Origin of the sequence: Paenibacillus sedimenti (genome assembly GCF_014534655.1) — a bacterium.
GTDB classification, from domain to species: Bacteria; Bacillota; Bacilli; order Paenibacillales; family NBRC-103111; genus Paenibacillus_E; species Paenibacillus_E sedimenti.
This window is the reverse complement of the sequence record NZ_JACVVD010000004.1, coordinates 351344-369992: the sequence shown is the minus strand read 5'-3', so window position 1 is coordinate 369992 and position 18649 is coordinate 351344. Positions and strand designations below refer to the sequence as shown.

17 protein-coding genes are annotated in these 18649 nt (G+C 49.7%); 13 read left to right on the top strand and 4 right to left on the bottom strand.

The genetic code is table 11. From position 1 onward, the window contains the following. Positions 1-12: 12 nt before the first annotated feature. Both ICC18_RS14580 and ICC18_RS14575 read left to right on the top strand, forming a co-directional pair. The gene (locus ICC18_RS14580; RefSeq protein WP_223192604.1) at positions 13-993 is read left to right on the top strand and encodes a FecCD family ABC transporter permease; all 981 of its coding nucleotides are present in this window, start codon (positions 13-15) and stop codon (positions 991-993) included. Positions 994-1014: 21 nt separating this feature from the next. After that, entirely contained in the window at positions 1015-1965 is a 951-nt protein-coding gene (locus ICC18_RS14575; RefSeq protein WP_188175145.1) for an iron-hydroxamate ABC transporter substrate-binding protein, read from the top strand. A gap of 42 nt (positions 1966-2007) precedes the next feature. Here ICC18_RS14575 and ICC18_RS14570 read toward each other — a convergent pair whose 3' ends face one another. From ICC18_RS14570 to ICC18_RS14560, 3 genes are all read right to left on the bottom strand, one after another. Further along, positions 2008-3240, bottom strand: a complete 1233-nt coding sequence (locus ICC18_RS14570) for an aminopeptidase (RefSeq protein WP_188175144.1) — start codon at positions 3238-3240, stop codon at positions 2008-2010. A gap of 65 nt (positions 3241-3305) precedes the next feature. After that, positions 3306-3881, bottom strand: a complete 576-nt coding sequence (locus tag ICC18_RS14565) for an MOSC domain-containing protein (RefSeq protein ID WP_262495869.1) — start codon at positions 3879-3881, stop codon at positions 3306-3308. 68 nt (positions 3882-3949) lie between these two features. Beyond that, positions 3950-4723: a helix-turn-helix domain-containing protein gene (locus ICC18_RS14560; protein WP_188175143.1), complete on the bottom strand. Its 774-nt coding sequence runs from the start codon at positions 4721-4723 to the stop codon at positions 3950-3952. 186 nt (positions 4724-4909) lie between these two features. Here ICC18_RS14560 and ICC18_RS14555 point away from each other — a divergent pair, with 186 nt between their 5' ends. From ICC18_RS14555 to ICC18_RS14530, 6 genes are all read left to right on the top strand, one after another. After that, complete coding sequence (locus ICC18_RS14555; RefSeq protein ID WP_188175142.1) at positions 4910-5719, top strand: phytanoyl-CoA dioxygenase family protein; 810 nt, start codon at positions 4910-4912, stop codon at positions 5717-5719. Further along, positions 5688-6569 carry a sugar phosphate isomerase/epimerase family protein gene (locus ICC18_RS14550; protein WP_312029530.1) on the top strand — a complete coding sequence of 294 codons (882 nt, stop codon included), beginning with the start codon at positions 5688-5690 and terminating at the stop codon, positions 6567-6569. Before ICC18_RS14555 ends, ICC18_RS14550 begins: the two co-directional genes overlap by 32 nt. A 163-nt stretch (positions 6570-6732) precedes the next feature. Then, a complete protein-coding gene (locus ICC18_RS14545) occupies positions 6733-7665 on the top strand; it encodes a VanW family protein (RefSeq protein WP_188175332.1) in 933 nt (310 codons plus the stop codon). Between the two features lie 118 nt (positions 7666-7783). After that, on the top strand, positions 7784-8389 hold the full coding sequence (locus ICC18_RS14540; protein ID WP_188175141.1) for a pentapeptide repeat-containing protein: 606 nt from the start codon (positions 7784-7786) through the stop codon (positions 8387-8389). Between the two features lie 115 nt (positions 8390-8504). Then, positions 8505-9905, top strand: coding sequence for a glucuronate isomerase (gene uxaC, locus ICC18_RS14535; RefSeq protein WP_188175140.1), 1401 nt, complete (start codon positions 8505-8507; stop codon positions 9903-9905). 220 nt (positions 9906-10125) lie between these two features. Further along, entirely contained in the window at positions 10126-11082 is a 957-nt protein-coding gene (locus tag ICC18_RS14530; RefSeq protein ID WP_188175139.1) for a sulfite oxidase, read from the top strand. Positions 11083-11088: 6 nt separating this feature from the next. On the opposite strand, the gene ICC18_RS14525 is transcribed toward ICC18_RS14530, so the two are convergent. After that, entirely contained in the window at positions 11089-11910 is an 822-nt protein-coding gene (locus ICC18_RS14525; RefSeq protein WP_188175138.1) for a helix-turn-helix transcriptional regulator, read from the bottom strand. A gap of 160 nt (positions 11911-12070) precedes the next feature. On the opposite strand from ICC18_RS14525, the gene ICC18_RS14520 reads away from it, so the two are divergent. The 5 genes from ICC18_RS14520 (at position 12071) to ICC18_RS14500 (ending at position 18640) form a co-directional block, all read left to right on the top strand. After that, positions 12071-13354, top strand: a complete 1284-nt coding sequence (locus ICC18_RS14520; protein ID WP_223192564.1) for a Gfo/Idh/MocA family protein — start codon at positions 12071-12073, stop codon at positions 13352-13354. A gap of 24 nt (positions 13355-13378) precedes the next feature. Then, on the top strand, positions 13379-14401 hold the full coding sequence (locus ICC18_RS14515; RefSeq protein WP_188175137.1) for a dienelactone hydrolase family protein: 1023 nt from the start codon (positions 13379-13381) through the stop codon (positions 14399-14401). Between the two features lie 295 nt (positions 14402-14696). Then, complete coding sequence (locus tag ICC18_RS14510; RefSeq protein WP_188175136.1) at positions 14697-15287, top strand: SLOG family protein; 591 nt, start codon at positions 14697-14699, stop codon at positions 15285-15287. After that, a complete protein-coding gene (locus ICC18_RS14505) occupies positions 15284-16240 on the top strand; it encodes a formylglycine-generating enzyme family protein (RefSeq protein ID WP_188175135.1) in 957 nt (318 codons plus the stop codon). The genes ICC18_RS14510 and ICC18_RS14505 overlap by 4 nt, the downstream gene beginning before the upstream one ends. 330 nt (positions 16241-16570) lie before the next feature. Beyond that, complete coding sequence (locus tag ICC18_RS14500) at positions 16571-18640, top strand: bifunctional aldolase/short-chain dehydrogenase (RefSeq protein WP_188175134.1); 2070 nt, start codon at positions 16571-16573, stop codon at positions 18638-18640. The last annotated feature ends 9 nt before the right edge of the window (positions 18641-18649 follow it).

Here is an 18649-nt window from a genome sequence, read left to right as displayed (position 1 = left end):
CGCAGGAAGAGTATGATCGTAGGCATTTGTTTGCTACTCATCAGCGTAGGGATCATTGTCACAAGCTTGAATACCGGCTCGATTCGACTTTCCCCTGCAGACGTATGGCAAACCTTTATGGGCTACGGCAGTACGGATAGCCGGATTGTATTACTCGAGTATCGTTTACCTCGTATACTCATTACGATGCTGGCGGGGATCGGTCTGGGAATTTCCGGTGCGATTCTGCAAGGTTTAACGCGCAATGCGCTCGCTGATCCCGGGATTATGGGACTTCATGCGGGCGCTGCTTTTGGTTTGATTGTCTTCGTCAGCTTTTTCCATACGATGAAGGGAATGCCATCTTTGCTGATTCCGATCTTTGCATTTGCGGGAGGTGTGCTGACAGCCGCCATTATCGTGCTCTTAGCATTTGACCGGCATAAAGGCGTGCTGCCCATCCGGCTGATTCTAATAGGCATTGCCATAGCAGCAGGATTCAGTGCGGTGACTCTGTTCTTATCGCTGCGCCTGGATGAAGCGACTTATAGCTTTTCCTCGAGATGGCTGCTCGGGAATGTATGGGGGAGGGATTGGGTTCATGTCTATGCCCTGCTTCCTTGGATAGCGCTTTTCGTTCCTTATGTCTTGTCCAAGTGGAAAACATTGAATGCTTTCTCGTTAGGAGATGAGATCGCAACGGGGATGGGGATTCCGGTAAACAGGCAGCGGTTGCTGCTTCTGGCGGCAGCTGTCGCATTATCCAGCGCAAGCGTGGCCATGGCGGGAGGTATCGGTTTCATTGGCTTGGTCGCCCCGCATCTGGCGCGGCGTCTGGTTGGTCCCATGCACCAGCACCTGCTCCCGATAGCAGGACTGATAGGACTGGTGATCCTTGTGATGGCCGATACGATCGGACGTTCCATCTTTCAGCCGAATGCGATTCCGGCAGGCGTGGTCGTTGCTGCTGTAGGCGCGCCTTATTTTCTATATTTGCTTGTAAGGACCAAATAACCGATTATGAAGGAGTACATCATGACAAAGAAAAGATTAGTACCATGGATGATGATTTTGGCATTATTTATTTTGTCTGCTTGCGGACAAACAACTAATAAACCGAGCGCGGAACCTTTGACACCGGCAGCACCCGCAGCAGCGAGTGCATCAATAGCCGGCTCGTCCAAACCGGTTGAGAAAGAGCCGCGTATTGCTTCCATGTCCATCCATTTAACGAATGATCTGCTTGCGCTCGGCATAACCCCGGTCGGTTCCGTCATGGGCGGAGATCTCAAGGCGTTTCTTCCGCATGTAGCCGATCGCCTGCAAAATACGGCAAAGCTGGGCGTCGCCGCCGAGCCCGACATGGAAGCACTTTTAGCGTTAAAGCCGGACATTATTTATCTTGATCAGCAATTGGCTGGCAAAGATATTTCCAAATATGAGAAATTAGCGAAGACAGAGGTGTTTAACCTCGATGAGGGCACATGGCGCGACCATTTGAATAAAATCGGAAAATTAGTAAACCGTGAGCAGCAAGCAGAGACGTACATCAAGGAATATGAAGCTCAAGCTGCTAAAGTGAAAGGGCTCATTAACGGCAAAATTGGCGACGGTAAAGTCATGGCGATTCGAGTGACGGCCAAAGAATTGCGCGTGATGGGGATGAAACGTCCTTTAGGCCCGATTCTCTTTGCGGACTTGGGACTGAAGCCGGCGAATGGTGTGGAGAAAATCGATAAAGCGTATGAAGTTATTTCTCAAGAAGTGCTTCCCGACTTTGATGCGGATGCGATATTCGTCATTGTCAATAAAGATGACTCTGCACAGAAGCTCTTTCAGCAATTAGAGTCCAATCCGATTTGGAAAGGGCTCAAGGCTGTAAAAGCAAACCACGTATATCCGATTGCCGATCAGCCGTGGCTGGATTACTCAGCGATCGGCAACAAAATGGCGCTGGATGCAGCGGAAAAAATGTTTACGAAATAAAGAGGAAGAGACCACGGAAATGGATTCCATGGTCTCTTTGCATTAGAAAGCCCAGTTTCCATTGCGGAAAATAGGTTCGATGCGGCCGTCCGCCAGCTCGCCGTCGATGTCCATCTCGGCCGAACCGATCATAAAGTCGACGTGAATGAGGCTGTGGTTCAGCCCTGCTAGCTCTTGTTCCTCTTTGGACATCGAAGTCCCGCCTTGCACGCATGTCGGGAATGATCGGCCTAATGCCAGGTGATTAGAGGCATTCTCATCGAACAGCGTGTTAAAGAAGATCAAGTTGGAATTCGAGATCGGCGATTGATGCGGCACGAGTGCGATCTCGCCTAAATAATGGGAGCCTTCGTCCATTTCAATCATCGCTTGAAGCGACTCAAAGCCTTGCTCAGCTTTGTAGTTAACGACACGCCCGTTCTCGAAGGTAAGCGTAAAATTATGGATCAGATTTCCCTGGTAACTTAAAGGCTTTGTGCTTCGAACGGTACCGTGAGTCCCTCTCTTGTTCGGAGAAATGAAAACCTCTTCGGTCGGGATATTCGGATTAAACTGGAACCCGGCCGTCCCGTTCGTAGCAGAGCCGCCTCTCCAAACATGGTTGTCAGGAAGCTCGACCGTAAGCTCTGTGCCTGGAGCTCGATAATGAATCTTGCGATATTGTTTCTCATTGAGTTGTTCTCTTTTGCTGCGCAGCGTGGCATTATGAGCATGCCATGTTTCCACTGGATTCTCTTGATCTACACGGGAAGCTTTGAAGATCGCATCCCACAGAGCTTGAATCGCTGCGCTCTCCTCCAAGTGAGGGAATACCTTTTTCGCCCAAGCGGACGAAGGCGCCCCTATAATCGACCAAGCCATCTTGTAGGAAGACATGGCTTCTCTCCATTTCACTAATTTAGGTCCGGCTGCTTTGGAGAAATCGGAGATGCGTTTGCTATCCACATCCTTCAGCAGCTCCGGATCGGAGGATTCGATTAATAGGTAGGCTCCATTGTTGTCAGCGAGTTCTTCCATTGCTTGGGCTCTCCAGTTCGGATAGTCATGAAAAGCTTTGTCGGGAGCGTACTTATATTTGATTTGCGTGCAAATCTCATCCTGCCATTCGATATGAACATGTTTGGCGCCCGCCTCGTAGGCCTTTTTGGAGATGTGACGAACCAGCTCAGGCAGATGAAGGGGGGCGTTAATCCAGAGCGTTTGCCCATTTTGAATATTCAGACCTACGCGTACGGTAAGCTCAGCATATTTCTCTAAATTCATTTCAAACGTCATGCAAATCCTCCTTGATCTAGAATAGGGATCTTTGTTCGGAGAACAAAGTCTCACCTTCTCAGGAATTAGACTCGTTCAAGCGGTTGATGCGGTTCCGGCGGCATCTCGATGCGGATAGGATCGCCTGGACGAATTTCGCCGCTAACGAGCACGATGCCCATGATGCCCGCCTTGCGGATCACGTTGCCGTTCACATCTTCGTCCAAAAGGGCCGACTTAAGCCCTGTCTGGAATCGATCGAGCTGAGGGCATGGATTGCGAAGGCCGGTAACTTCAATGACGGCTGCTGCTCCAATATGCAGTCTCGTCCCTCGCGGCAGACCGAGCAGGTCGACGCCATGCGTCGTGATGTTCTCGCCCATCTGCCCGGCTAGCACCTTGAAGCCAGCTGCTCCTAATTCATCATGGAGCTCATCATGAATGAGATGCACCTGCCGCAAATTGGGTTGGGTCGGATCTTGAGCTACGCGCGAACGGTGCTTCACCGTCTCGCCCATATGTGCGTCTCCAAGGACGCCAAGACCGGCAAGGAGCTGGATATGATCCTGATTCAGCTTGCTGAATATGTGTGAACCGCTCAAGCTGACTGCTTTCACGATGCCCATACGGGGGGCTATTTGTTTCTCCATACTTTTATCCATAAGCATTCACCGCCACTATGGTTATAACTTAAACTTACCCCTCCGCTTTCAAGTCTGTCAATTTTTTTTTACCGTTTTTCCTTCATAAACGTACTAGGATTTACACCAAACCATTTACGGAATTGATTGGTGAAATGATTGTAGTTTTGAAACCCCACGTCATAACAAACTTCAGATGCGCTGCGATCGGTATGCTCGAGCAAAAGAGCAGCTTGTTGAATGCGCATGCGATTCAAAGTGTCGACAATCGAATGGCCGGTGCTTGCTTTGAAAAGGTGAGACAGCCTGGAAGGGGAGAGTCCGACAGTTTTGGCGAGTTCATCAATCCGGATCGGCTGGCGCATCTGTACGGAGAGTATATGAAGGATTTCCTCGATTCGGGCGTCGACCTTCCTGCTTGTTTGCTGAGCCATCATGAACAAAATCTCGCGCAAAGCGCTGCTGCATAATTCATGCCAATATTCACCGCGTTCTCTGGAATCTCCAAGAATTCGGATAAAAGCCTGAAAAATCCGCTCGCGAATCGACTCGCTTTCTATAGAAAGGATAAGCAGATCTAGATCCGGCAGTATGCTCGTTTCCGTGAATGCTGCAGGGAAGTGTGTCCAAACGAAATGCCAGGTCTGACCTTTCCTCGTACCATATTGGTGGGGCGTTCCGGGCCTAAGCAGCGTAATATCACCAGCTTGGCAGCATTGCTCCTTCCCCGACGTAACAAAGTAGCCCTCACCGCCCAGTGTAAAAGTAATCAACCAGTCGTTCCTGCCTTGCGGCCGTTTGGTTACATAAGTATCCGGTTCATGAAAATGCCCTGCGATCATGGTGCGATCTGAGATCTCCATCCTTATTCTCTCCTTTTATCAACCAGTAGCTTACATTTAGCATCATATAGGAAAAGCATGGAGAATGACAACAAAATAGCAGAATTGTATGAGTGATTAGCATCATCGTTACTTCTAAGAATCGTGCAATTTCGGTATCCTTAAATCACAGGAAATATAGCAGCACACAAATGGGGAGGAATTCACATGTCTCAGCAATTGCGCAGACTTACCGCTGAACAAAAACTTCAGTTCGAAACAGAAGGGTATCTGGTCGTAAAAGGCTTGTTCTCCGAGCAAAATCTGGCCGAAATCGACGAGACCTTCGAGGCTATCAGTCAGAAGACAGTTCCCGGTCACTTTGAACCGGACATGAACGCAGACGGCACGGACCCGCTCAAACGTTATCCGCGCGTCATGCATCCGCACCGGTTCAACGAAACGGCCAAAAGATATATGCTGCATCAGCCGGTTATGGAAGTGTTAGCAGATTTGTATGAGGAAGAAGCGCTTGCTGCGCAAAGCATGTTTTATTACAAACCGCCGGGCTCGCGAGGCCAGGCGCTGCATCAGGATAATTTCTATTTGCAGGTCGAGCCTGGGAATTGCATTGCCGCATGGACCGCTATTGACGCAGCGGATGAAGAAAACGGCGGATTGCTCGTTGTACCGAAAACGAATCAATTGGCAATCTCCTGCCCGGATACGGCCGATTCCAAGGAGTCCTTTACGACCCATTATGTCAAGCCGCCAAAAGATGAAAAAGCCATCCCTGCACTGATGGAGCGGGGGGACGTGCTCTTCTTCAACGGAAACCTGATCCACGGCTCTTATCGGAACAAATCGAAGGATCGATTCCGCCGAGCGTTCATTTGCCATTATGCCAATGCATCGGCTACGCATATTAGCAATCATTATCGACCGTTGTACAGGCAGAACGGCGTTCCTGTCGATCTGGAGATTAACCCCAATGGAGGTCCGTGCGGTGACGAATTCGAGCTGGTCTATCCGCACTAATGCTGCGGGAGCAAAAATGGAAGTTCAAATGTCCTGGTGGACGATGAATGGTTTGGGTGAGGGCGGCCGCGAGTGGAGCATAGAGGAGAAATTCCGGCATATTGCCGAAGCGGGTTTCGACGGAATTAACGGATTCGTTCCACTCCCTGAGGAAGCCGCGGTATGGAGGCGTCTTTTAGCGCAATATGGATTATCGTTTAGTGTCAACGCCTACCCCAGAACCTCCGCAGACTTGATAAATTTTATTGGGAAGGTTAAGAGCTACGGGCCCGTCTCTTTTATTAACGCACAAGTACTTACACCCTTCCTGATTGACCAAGATGCAGAAGCGCTGTTGACGAATTTGCATACCGTATCTAGTGAAGCGGGAATCCCCTTGTTCATCGAAACACACCGGGGCACGATCACGCAGGATTTGATCCGGACCGTCCAATATGTCAATCGATTGGATTTTCTGAGGCTTACCATTGATTTCTCTCATTATGTCGTGGCCGGAGAGATGCATACCATCAGCGATGAAGCCGAGGACCATCTGCAAGCGTTGCTTGCCCGTACTTCAAGCATTCACGCCAGAGTATCCAATGGTGAGCAAATTCAAGTGAATGTAGGAGATGATGGCGGGCATCGGATGATGTCCCACTTTGAACGCTGGTGGGCAAGCGGAATGCGCCATTGGTTGCAAGCTGCCAATCCGGGAGACGTTTTCCCATTTGTTTGCGAGCTGGGTCCGGCGCCTTATGCCATCACTATAGACGAACACGCCGAAAGAAAAATAGAATTGAGCGATCGCTGGTCGCAGTCACTGCTATTTGCCGAACGTGCAAGAACCATTTGGAAGCAAATCCAATAGAACAAAAGTAGATGAAGAGCCCTTTCTAGTGCAGGAAGGGCTCTTTAAGCTGTCATTTTTGATATCAGAGGTCTGCATAGTATAGAGCTGGATTCAATGTAATATACTACCACTTAGAATTCATTATGGACTTGTTTCGAGAATAGGAGTGGTGCGCTTGTTGATGGGTTACGGGTGGATTGCGGGATTGTTTCTATTGCTTCAGCAGAGCTACATGCCGGATGATCTATGTATTGATCAAGACGGCAAATGCATTAAGAATGTCAAACGCACGGATTATTCCCTTCCATATCTCGATGTTCCGCTCATTGACAATGAGAAGTTAGAAAAGGTGGTCAAAGACGTGGAAAAAAAGGTTTACCGAGCACCGGTGAACGCGACCATCAATGAAAGCGGAGCCATCGTGAAAGAAGTTGCAGGCGCTAAACTGAATCGTCAAGCCTTCCGGAATGAGCTGTATGATTTTTTCTACTCGGATGGATCCATGAAACAGGAAGCTCCCGAATTAGCTATCTATCCCAAGGTTGACAGCGAACTGCTTGCAACCATCCGAGTTCAGCCGATTGGGTATTATGTGACATATTTTAATTCAAATAACAAAAACCGCTATCATAACATCAATCTGGCTGCAAAAGCGATTAACAATGTGGTGGTTCATCCTGGAGAAAAATTCTCCTTTAACCGAGTTGTTGGCGTTCGAACACCGGCACGGGGTTATAAGAGAGCCAAAGTCATTGTTAGAGGCGAATTCTCCGAAGGCATCGGCGGAGGGATCTGTCAAATATCCTCTACGCTTTTCAATGCGGTTGATCGAGCCGGTCTCAAGATCGTAGAGCGGTACTCGCATAGCAGATCCGTGCCGTATGTACCCCCAGGACGGGACGCTACAGTCAACTGGGGCGGACCGGATTTCAGCTTCATCAACAACTATAATCAACCAATCCTGATTAGAGTCCAGGCCCTACCGGGAAGAGTGTTCGTTACCATCTCGTCTTCCGATGTCATTAACTACAAGCCGCGGCACGTACCAAGCGCTTCAGAGGCATTGCCTGAAGAGATCCAGGCAGGTACGGATGTGGACAAGCATGTTCCATAAAGAGGAAGCCCTTTCACATCAATGTTGCTGTGAAGGGGTTTTTTCGTATTTTTGGACATCAATCCGCTAGCACATTATGATATAAATATGTGAAAAAATTTACATGAGGAGCTGCAGCATGTACGCTTATACTGATCAAGAATATGTAGAACAGGATTTCAGCCATGCCAATCAAAGGGATGGCGAACTGCGGAACTGTACGTTTACGCGATGCCGGTTTCGCGGTACTCATTTGGAAGAAATCGATACGGCAGGTTCGCATTTCATCGATTGCGATTTTACAGGAGCGCAGCTGAACGGTTCGAGTCACACCGGATCGGCTTTTACAAATTGCGTGTTTCGGGGCGCTAATCTTTTTGTCGCCAAATTCATAGATTGTAAAATGATAGGATCCGATTTTGCAGAAGCTTCGCTTGAAGGCATCACGGTTCAAGGGGGCGATTGGTCCTATACGTACCTGAGACATGCGAATTTCATGAAGCAGCAGTTGAAGGGCATTCGCTTGCGCGAAGCCGATTTATACGGCTGCAATCTGGAGAAAGCCGACCTTCGACAGGCGGATCTGACGCGGGTACAGCTCAGCAAAGCGAAACTGGCTGGCGCGGATTTCAGGGGGGCTATTTTGGATGGCATCGACTTCAAGACTTTGGATATCAAAGGGGCGCGAATGGATATGGCGCAGGCGGTAGCTTTTGCCAGGGCTTACGGCGCGAAAATCGATTAGGTCAATATATGCATATTTTATAAAATGAAAGCAAAAAATCACAAGATTTTTGAATAAGACTCGGCTACAATAAACAGCAGATCATTCATGGTTAAGAAAGGTGGAATTTCGCTTTATGAAACCGTTTTTAGATGACAACTTTTTGCTGACGAACGAGACGGCTGTTCACTTATTTCACAATATAGCCAAGGAACTGCCGATCATTGACTACCATTGTCACTTAAGTCCGAAAGAAATCTATGAAAATAAACAATTCGACAATATCACTGAAGCCTGGTTGTACGGCGATCATTACAAGTGGAGAATGATGCGTGCTAATGGCGTGGATGAAGCTAAGGTGACGGGCAGCGCGAGCGATTACGATCGTTTTGCGGCCTGGGCGGCAACGCTGCCGATGGCAATCGGCAATCCGCTTTACCACTGGTCTCATATGGAGCTTCAGCGTTATTTTGATGTCCATGAGATCATTAACGAGAAGAATGCTCCTGTCATTTGGGAGAAAGTAAATACGAAGCTGGCGCAAGGAAATTTGCGGGCCAGAGACTTGATCACGAAGTCTAAGGTTACCGTCATCTGCACAACCGATGATCCCGTAGACTCGTTAGAATATCACATCAAAATCAAAGAGATTAAAGATTTCCAAACGCAAGTGCTGCCATCCTTCCGCCCGGATAAAGCGCTGGAAATTAATCGCGCTACGTTCCGCCCCTGGATCGCTCAGTTGGAAGAAGCGTCCGGCATCGCCATTCGCAACTACGACGATTTGCTGGCTGCGCTGGAGAATCGCGCCAATTTCTTTGACTCTGTGGGCTGCAAAGTATCCGATCACGCTTTGGACTATGTGCCTTATATGGCCGCTTCCAAGGATGAAGTGGAACAAATTTTCAAAAGCGCTCTCGAAGGTCAAACTGTAAGTCTAAATGACGAGAAGAAGTATAAGACGTTTACGCTTGTATTCTTGGGCGGCGTGTACAAGAAACTTGATTGGGCGATGCAGTATCACATCAATGCTTCCCGTAACAACAACGGTAAAATGTTCAATGTCTTAGGGCCGGATACCGGTTATGATTCGATCAATGACAGCCCGGTGGCAAGCGCTTTGACGGGACTGTTATCTTCCTTGGCGCTGGACGATGCCTTGCCGCGGACGATTCTGTACTCCTTGAATCCACGCGATAACGATATTCTTGGCACTTTGATGGGCAGTTTCCAAGGCGAGGGCATTCCGGGTAAAATCCAGCTAGGGGCGGCATGGTGGTTCAACGATACGAAAGACGGCATGCTGCTGCAGATGAAAACTTTGGCCAACCTCGGGTTGCTGGGCCGCTTCGTCGGCATGCTGACCGACTCCAGAAGCTTCCTATCCTATACGCGGCATGAGTATTTCCGCAGAATCCTGTGCAACCTATTCGGGGAATGGGTGGAAGCGGGAGAGTTCCCGAATGACGAGGAGCTGCTGAAGCAGCTGGTTGAGGGTATATCTTATAACAACGCGAAAGCTTATTTCGGATTTTAAATTGGTGAGAGGGTTGTCCCCATAGATGGGGGCGGCCCTTTTTCTCATTTCTGTTGGAGTCTGAATTCAGCCTGTGACCCATACCTTGTGGTAATGACTTCTTATTGCGAAAGGATGATTCACTTGTTGTATTCGCCTCATTTGATCACTCGAAAAATCATGCCGGAAAATCAGGAATTCCCAATGCTATCGTTATCCGGCCGGATCATCCCCGGACCATTTGTTCTACATCCGAAACCATTTTCCGTATCCGGTTGTGGATATTCGTACTTGGGAGCTTAGCATCGAAGGTTGCGTAAACAGACGCATCAAGTTCCAATATCATGATCTACTCCAAATGCCGCAAGTTTCGCTGCCTGTAACGCTTGAATGCGTGGGAAACAAGAGAGCGCTTTTTCACCCGAAAGTTCGCGGAGAACAATGGGAACTGGGTGCGATCAGTCATGCGGTATGGACAGGAGTACGCCTGATGGATTTACTTTATTCAGCCGGCATACAAATGCATGCGCGTGAAGTGATATTCGAGGGCATGGATAAGGGGGGGAGAACGGATAGGCCGGGCGTGTTTTCCTACGCCAGAAGCCTGCCTTTGGATCAATCTCTGAATCCCCATACGTTAGTAGCTCTGTACATGTATGGAAAGCCGCTGCCCTTCCGTCATGGATATCCGGCGAGACTTATTGTTCCGGGCTGGTTTGGCATGGCTTCCGTCAAATGGCTGCACCGATTGGTGGTCACGGAAGAGCCGTTTCAAGGCCCTTTTCAAGTCGTAGATTACGTGTATAACCGAAATCCTTTAGTACCATCAGAATCTCCCGAACCAGTTACAACAATTCGTCTTGATTCGACGATTGCCCGGCCTACAGATCAGGAGGCGCTGGCAAAAGGGGACCATTGGGTAGTGGGTACGGCAATATCAGGTGAGGATCCGGTCGTTTTAGTTGAGATCAGTACCGATAATGGAACGACTTGGCTGCCGGTATCCTGGCTGGACCCGCAGGAGCCTTATTCTTGGAGGCGCTGGTGCTGGAAATGGACGGTGACGAGTTCCGGGACCTACGACGTGAAAGTCAGAGCTACCGATGCTGCCGGTCATATTCAACCCGAAAGGGCAGATTGGAATGAAAAAGGTTACGGCTATAATGCGATACAGCATATACGCGTGTACGTGGATTAGCCGCCCTCATTTGACGCTGCGCATCAGTTTGCGGCATTCGAGCGGCGTCTGCTGGGTGACCTGCTTAAAGACGCGGCCGAAATGAGCTACGCTGTCAAAGCCGGACTGTTCCGCAACGTCGATGACTTTGAGCTTCGTTTCGCGCAGCAGCCGCTGCGCTTCGCGAATTCTCACGTTGTTCAGGTATTCGATGAAAGAGAAGCCGGTCGTTTCCTTGAAGGAGCGGCAAAAATAGCTTGGACTGATAAAGAACGTCTCAGAAATGGAAGCGAGCGTCAAACGGGTTTTATAGTGTTCGTTTATATAGCCGACGATTTCAAAAATTTTGGGGCTCATCGCATGCGGACGCTCGGTTGGCTCAATCGCTTTGTCGGACAATCGGGAACAAAAGATAAGCAGTTGTGTTAGCAGCGCCTTGCTGGCCAGCTCCCAGCCGCTTAACGTATGCTGCTGCTCGCGCAGCATACTGAACAGGATGTTCTCGACAAAGGTGCGATTCGAGCCTGTCATGGAAAAGATATGCTGCTTCAGCAGAAAGGGCGCCAGCAAATATTCGGCCGCGCTATCGCCAATGGAGCCGATCCACGAATGATCGAAATTGATCAAGATTCGTTCATGCGGCTGTGCATCGGCATGGTGCGTTTTATGCAGCTTATTACGGCCGATAAAGACGAGATCTCCCTCTTGAATCTGGTAAGAACGATCCTGTATAAAATAGTATCTTTTACCGGATAGCAAATAGTAGATTTCATAATGGTCATGAAAATGATTGACCGGCATGGAGAAAGGCCCTTCCCTGCGAAGCCGTTCGATTTCGAAGCTAATCAAAGGTGTCACCTCTTCGGTCTATGATGGAGATTACTTATATTATAGCAATATATGCAAGGAAATGAAGTGAGTAGATAAGATTCGATTAGAAAGTGAGCAAATCTTGTATTACGCTTAATTTATCAAATCCTGCGAAATACGAGAGGAGTTATGATCTATCATGAAAAAACGATACGTACTAGTCGGTACAGGAGGAAGAGCAGAATTTTTCTATGGCGCGATTGTAAAGGATTTCCGGGATACATCCGAGCTCGTTGCCATTTGCGATATCAATCAGACCCGAATGGATTTCACGAATCGATTGCTGGTCGATAAGTATGGTTACTTTGCAGTGCCGACTTATAAAGCGGATGCCTTCGAAGAGATGATTCGCAAGGAGAGACCGGACTGCGTCATCGTGACCTCCGTCGATCGTACGCATCATACGTATATTATCAAAGCGATGGAGCTGGGATGCGACGTTATTTCCGAAAAGCCGATGACCGTCGATGAAGAGAAGTGCCAGGAGATTCTGGATGCGATTAAACGGACCGGCCGTCAGCTGCGCGTAACGTTTAATTATCGCTATGCCCCGCACAATACGAAAATCCGCGAGTTAATTATGGATGGCGTTATCGGCGATGTTCACTCGGTGCATTTTGAGTGGCTGCTGAACACGGAGCATGGGGCGGATTATTTCCGCAGATGGCACCGGGATAAGCGCAACAGCGGCGGATTGCTTGTCCATAAATCGACGCATCATTTTGATCTCGTTAATTTCTGGTTGGGGACGCAGCCGGAGACGGTCTTTGCTTTAGGCAGCTTGATGTTTTATGGACGGGAAAATGCCGAGAAACGCGGCGTTACGCAGTTCTATCAACGTGCAACGGGAAATGAGATTGCTCAAAACGATCCGTTCGCGCTTCATTTGGATAAGAATGAACACCTCAAAGGCTTGTATCTGGATGCCGAACATGAAGACGGGTACCAGCGGGACCAAAGCGTGTTCGGCGACGGCATCAATATCGAGGATACGATGGGCGTTATGGTGCGCTACCGGAACAAGGCGATTTTGACCTATTCGCTCAATGCCTATATGCCTTGGGAAGGCTTTAATGTCCACATTAACGGCAGCAAAGGCAGAATTGAAATGAAAGTCGTGGAGAAATCGTATGTCAATTCAGGCGGCTCCAAAGAGGATGAAGGCGCTTTGAAGAATAAGTCGATCACCGTGTTCCCGATGTTCGCAGCACCATATGAGGTGCACATTGAAGAGGGAAGCGGCGGTCACGGCGGCGGCGATCCGGTCCTTCTCCGTGATATTTTCGATAACCCTTCAGACGATCGCTTTAAGCGCGCGGCATCCCATGTGGATGGTGCGATGTCGATCTTGACAGGCATCGCCGGCAACATTTCGCTGAGAACGGGTCAGCCGGTAGCAGTCGATAAGCTCGTCAAATTTTAAATAAGTTAAAACGAGGACATGCTGATGTGGAATCCGGATTCATTTATGGAGCGGCTTTATCAATCTTTTGAAGAGAAGCGCAATCATTTGAAGCAGTCGGAAAATGCCGATCAAACGAAAGCGAGATTGAAATTGGGTCTGGTCAACTCACTGGGCATTGATATGGATAATAAAGATGAGCTTCGGCCAATTGTGCTTGAACGCGTTGAGCTTGCCGACCATATTCGTGAACGGGTTGAGTTCGGCACGGTTTGGGGATTGCGCGTCCCTGCTTACGTGCTGCTTCCCAAGCAGCTTGCGGGCAAAGGTGCTGCCGTACTGGCCCTTCACGGCCATGGGTACGGAAGCAGGCAGATCGTCGGCCTGCTTCCGGACGGAACGGAGAACGACGGTCCGCCCGATCTCCATGGCAATTATGCGCTGGAGCTTGTGCGGCGCGGCTTGATCGTGATCGCGCCCGAGGTCTTCGGCTTCGGGGATCGAAGATTGGCTGCCGATCAAACGGCAGGGCAGTTCGGCAATTCCTCCTGCCAATCGCTGGCCTCGCACCTGCTGATGTACGGCATCTCGCTGGCCGGCCTCCGTGTTCAAGAAGCGTTGCGGGCGCTGGATTATCTCATCTCCCGGGAGGAGGTGGATCCGAAGCGGATCGGCTGCATCGGATTTTCCGGAGGCGGTTTAATCGGTGCCTATGCCTCTGCAATTGACGAGCGAGTGAAAGCGACGTTGCTGTGCGCATTCACGAACACGTTCAAGGGCAGCATCATGCACGTGCGCCACTGCATCGACAATTATGTACCCGGGGTGCTTGGCTATGCGGAGCTGCCTGATTTAATCGGCTTGATCGCACCCCGTGCCTTATTTATTGAATCGGGGAAACAAGATCCTATTTTCCCAATTGAAACTGTATATGCAGCAATCGAGCATTTGCGAAAGTTGTATGTCGAGGTGAATGCAGAATCGCGTTTTGGCGTACATTTGTTTGAAGGCGTTCATGAAGTGAACGGTAGCATGTCATATCCATGGCTGGTAGGCATGCTTAGTTGACGGAAAATCCTAGCATCCTATGATAAAAACGGAGCAATAACGGAAGAAAGTGGTCCGCTATTGCTCTGTTTTTTGTGCAATCCAGGCAATAACGGAATGGGATGAGGGTAGAACATGATAACGGCCGGATTTCCGATAGAATACGGGCCGGGCGATGAAGTCGATAGATGCTAAGCATCTAAGTATTGGAGAGTAAAATGAAGAACCCTGGATCTTCAAGCTATTTATAAAGAGAATCATCTGTGCTAACCTGAAATGAAGAGTAACGGAAAGTGGACAAGGCGGTGTACCTTCATTGAAGCGGGTTTTTATTACCGGATATAAGGCGTCGGAATTAGGCATTTTTTCATTAAAGCACCCGGGCATTTCGATTATCAAAAAAGCGATACATAAAAAGCTCCTCATGCTGCTGGACGATGGTCTGGAGTGGGTGATTGTGAGCGGGCAATGGGGTGTGGAAATGTGGGCCGCAGAAGCGGCGCTGGAGCTTAGACAAACCTATAAAGAGCTTCAGGTTGCCGTGATCACGCCGTTTTTGAATCAGGAAGAAAACTGGAGCGAAGAGAAGAAGAACATTTATAACGGTGTCATTACGCGGGCGAATTATGTGAACAGCGTTACGAAAACGAAGTACGAAGGACCTTGGCAGTTCAAGGAGCGGGATAAATTTCTGCTGCGCAACTCCGATGGCATCCTGCTGGTGTACGATGAAGAATCCGAAGGTTCGCCTAAGTTTATCAAGCGGCAAGCGCTGCAGATGGCGAACTCGCAGCCGTATACGATCATCACCATCAACGCTTTTGATTTGCAGAACGTAGCTGAAGAAGAGCAGGAACATGCGGACTATGCTGAAATCAATGTCGCGGATTGGGGGGCAGATGCATGAAAAATAATGAATCATCATGCGGCTGCTCAGTGAGCAGAGGAGCGGAAGCTTTCATTGAACGTGTGGAAGAGGTATTAGCTCCAGGGAGCGGCATGTCCAAAGAAGGGATGATTCTGCTGCCAGGAGGAGAATTTCTGATGGGGGAAGAGAGTGGAGAAGGCTTCCCTCAGGATGGCGAGGGGCCAGTACGGGCTTTTACGATCGATCCATTCTATATCGATCCATATGCTGTGACGAACGAGCAGTTTCGGCATTTCGTTGAAGCGACGGGTTATGTGACGGAAGCGGAGAAGTTTGGCTGGTCCTATGTCTTCCATCTGTTCGTCTCCGATGAGCTGAAGGAGAACGTTGACGGCGTCGTGAGCAATGCGCCGTGGTGGTGGAAGGTTGACGGTGCCAACTGGCGTCAGCCGGAAGGTCCTGGCTCGAGCATCGAGAGCCGGATGGATCATCCCGTCGTTCACGTCTCGTGGAACGACGCGAATGCCTACTGCCGCTGGTCCGGCAAGCGGCTTCCGACGGAAGCCGAGTGGGAGTTTGCGGCGAGGGGCGGCCTTGAGCGGAAGCGCTACCCTTGGGGCGATACGCTTCTTGTCGAGGGTCAGTACCGGTGCAACATCTGGCAGGGGCTGTTCCCGAAGGTAAACCACGCATCCGACGGCTATGCGGGGACCGCGCCTGTAAATGCTTACGAGCCCAATGGCTTTGGGCTGTACAATGTTTCGGGCAACGTATGGGAGTGGTGCGAGGACTGGTTCAGCGCGGATCATCACCGATCCACGTCCTCGCACAATCCCAAAGGGCCGGCCAAAGGCACCGCCAAGACGCTGAAAGGCGGCTCGTATTTGTGCCACAAATCCTACTGCAACCGCTACCGGGTTGCGGCGCGAATTTCCAATACGCCCAATAGCTCGACCGGGCATATGGGCTTTCGCTGCGTGGCGGACGCTTGATGCGCGAAAAAACAAGATGAATGGACCAAGTCCGATCGTGGACTTGGTTTTTTGCATTAGATGGAGTCCTGAACCTCCGTCAATCTCATAGACACAAGATAAGCAAATCCTTTTAAGAAGCATTTAACAGACGAGAGGAGCAGGTGGAATCGAGTCTGTAGCGATGTTTTTCATTCTTGCAGATGAGGGAAGGCCGGATATGAGGTGGCAAGCGAGTTGCCTATGAAACAAAAATAAAAATATATATTCAAAAATAAACAAAGATGTGTTACGATAAATCCATCAAGAACAAACACATTATTCATGGGAACGAATTTGAGGAGGGTACTTATGGTTGCGAATTTGTGGGAAACGGAAAAAGCGAAAGCGGTAAAAAGCGGATTGGACGAACTGGTATACCGTTCGAACTTGCTGGGGACAGATCGCGCAGTTGCAAACTGGGGCGGCGGCAACACGTCGATGAAAACAATTGAAACCGATTTCCGCGGACGCGAAGTGGAAGTGATGTGGGTCAAAGGCAGCGGCTCCGACCTCGCGACGATGAAAGCAAAGAATTTCACAGGTCTGCGCATGGATGACATCCGTCCGCTGTACGAACGCGATGAAATGTCCGATGAGGCAATGGTTGCTTATCTCGTCAACTGCATGATCGACAGCAAGCATCCGCGTGCATCGATCGAAACGCTTTTGCATGCGTTCCTGCCTTTCAAGCACGTGGATCACACGCACCCGGATGCGATTATCAGCCTTTGCTGCGCGCACAATGGTAAGGAGCTGGCGAAGGAAATCTATGGTGACCGCTTCGTATGGGTACCCTATGTACGCCCTGGTTTCACACTGTCGAAAATGATCGCCGAAGGCGTAAGAAATAACCCGAAAGCCGAATTGGTACTGATGGAGAAGCACGGTCTGGTGACTTGGGGCGAGACGTCGGAAGAGAGCTACCTCAAGACGCTGGCGATTATCAACGAAGCGGAAAGCTTCATCGAAGCTAGAGTAAAAGAAAGCGATCTTTACGGCGGAGCGAAATACGAGTCTTTGTCCGAAGTAGAGCGCAATGACCTTCTCGCGCAAGTGCTGCCAATCGTACGCGGAGCGGTAAGCGCCGAGAAGAAAATGATTTTAACCGTAGACAGCGCTGCCGATGTGCTCCAATTCGTGAACAGCAAGGACGCTGCCGTATTGTCGCAAGTGGGTGCGGCTTGCCCGGATCACCTTGTTCACACGAAAATGAAGCCTCTATATATCGATTGGAACCCGAATTCCAGAGATGCTTCAACACTCACGGATGCTCTGAAAGCCGGAATCGCCGCTTACAAAGAAGAGTACAAAGCCTATTTTGACCGTAACAAAAATGAAGGCGACGTAATCTTCGAAACTGCGCCTCGCGTTATCCTGATTCCAGGGATCGGGATGATCAACACAGGTAAAAGCTGGGCGATGGCGCAAGTGAGCGGAGCTCTTTATCACCGCGCGATTTCCGTGATGAGAGGCGCAACAGCGCTCGGAACGTTCGTATCCTTAAGCGAAAATGAGTCCTACAACGTCGAATACTGGCCGCTTGAGCTTTACAAGCTGACGCTTGCTCCTGCGGAAGCTGAGTTTTCGCGTAAAATTGCCTTCATCACCGGCGGCGCCGGCGGTATCGGCAGCGTAACGGCTCGTCAGTTGTTAAAAGAAGGCGCGCACGTCGTGCTCGCCGATTTGAACCTCGAAGGCGCACAAAAGCTTGCGGCCGAGCTTAATGAGCAATATGGCGACAACAGAGCGATTGCCGTTAAAATGGATGTAACGAAAGAAGAAGAAGTGGAAGCGGCTTACCGCGATTCGATCCTTACTTATGGCGGTATCGATATCATCGTAAACAACGCTGGTTTGGCAACATCCAGTCCTTTTGATGAAACTTCACTTAAAGAGTGGAATCTGAACATGAACGTGCTCAATACGGGTTATTTCCTGGTTGCCAGAGAAGCGTTCAAAATCATGAAAAAGCAAAACGTCGGCGGAAGCATGGTATTCGTCGGCTCCAAGAATTCCATCTACGCAGGCAAAAACGCCTCCGCATACAGCACGGCCAAAGCGGCTGAAATTCACTTGGCACGCTGCATCGCAGCTGAAGGCGGAGAGTATGGAATCCGGGTTAACTCGGTTCTTCCGGATGCTGTCCTCCAAGGTTCTGCGATTTGGAACTCCAGCTGGCGCAATGAGCGGGCTGCCGCTTACGGCATCGAACCGGATCAGCTTGAGGAGCACTACCGCAAAAGAACGACGCTGCTCGTGAACATTTTTCCGAAAGATATCGCGGAAGCGATCGTTTACTTTGCCTCTTCCAAAGCGGACAAAACGACAGGCTGCATGATTACGGTTGACGGCGGCGTTCCTGCAGCCTTCACACGTTAAGGAGGCACC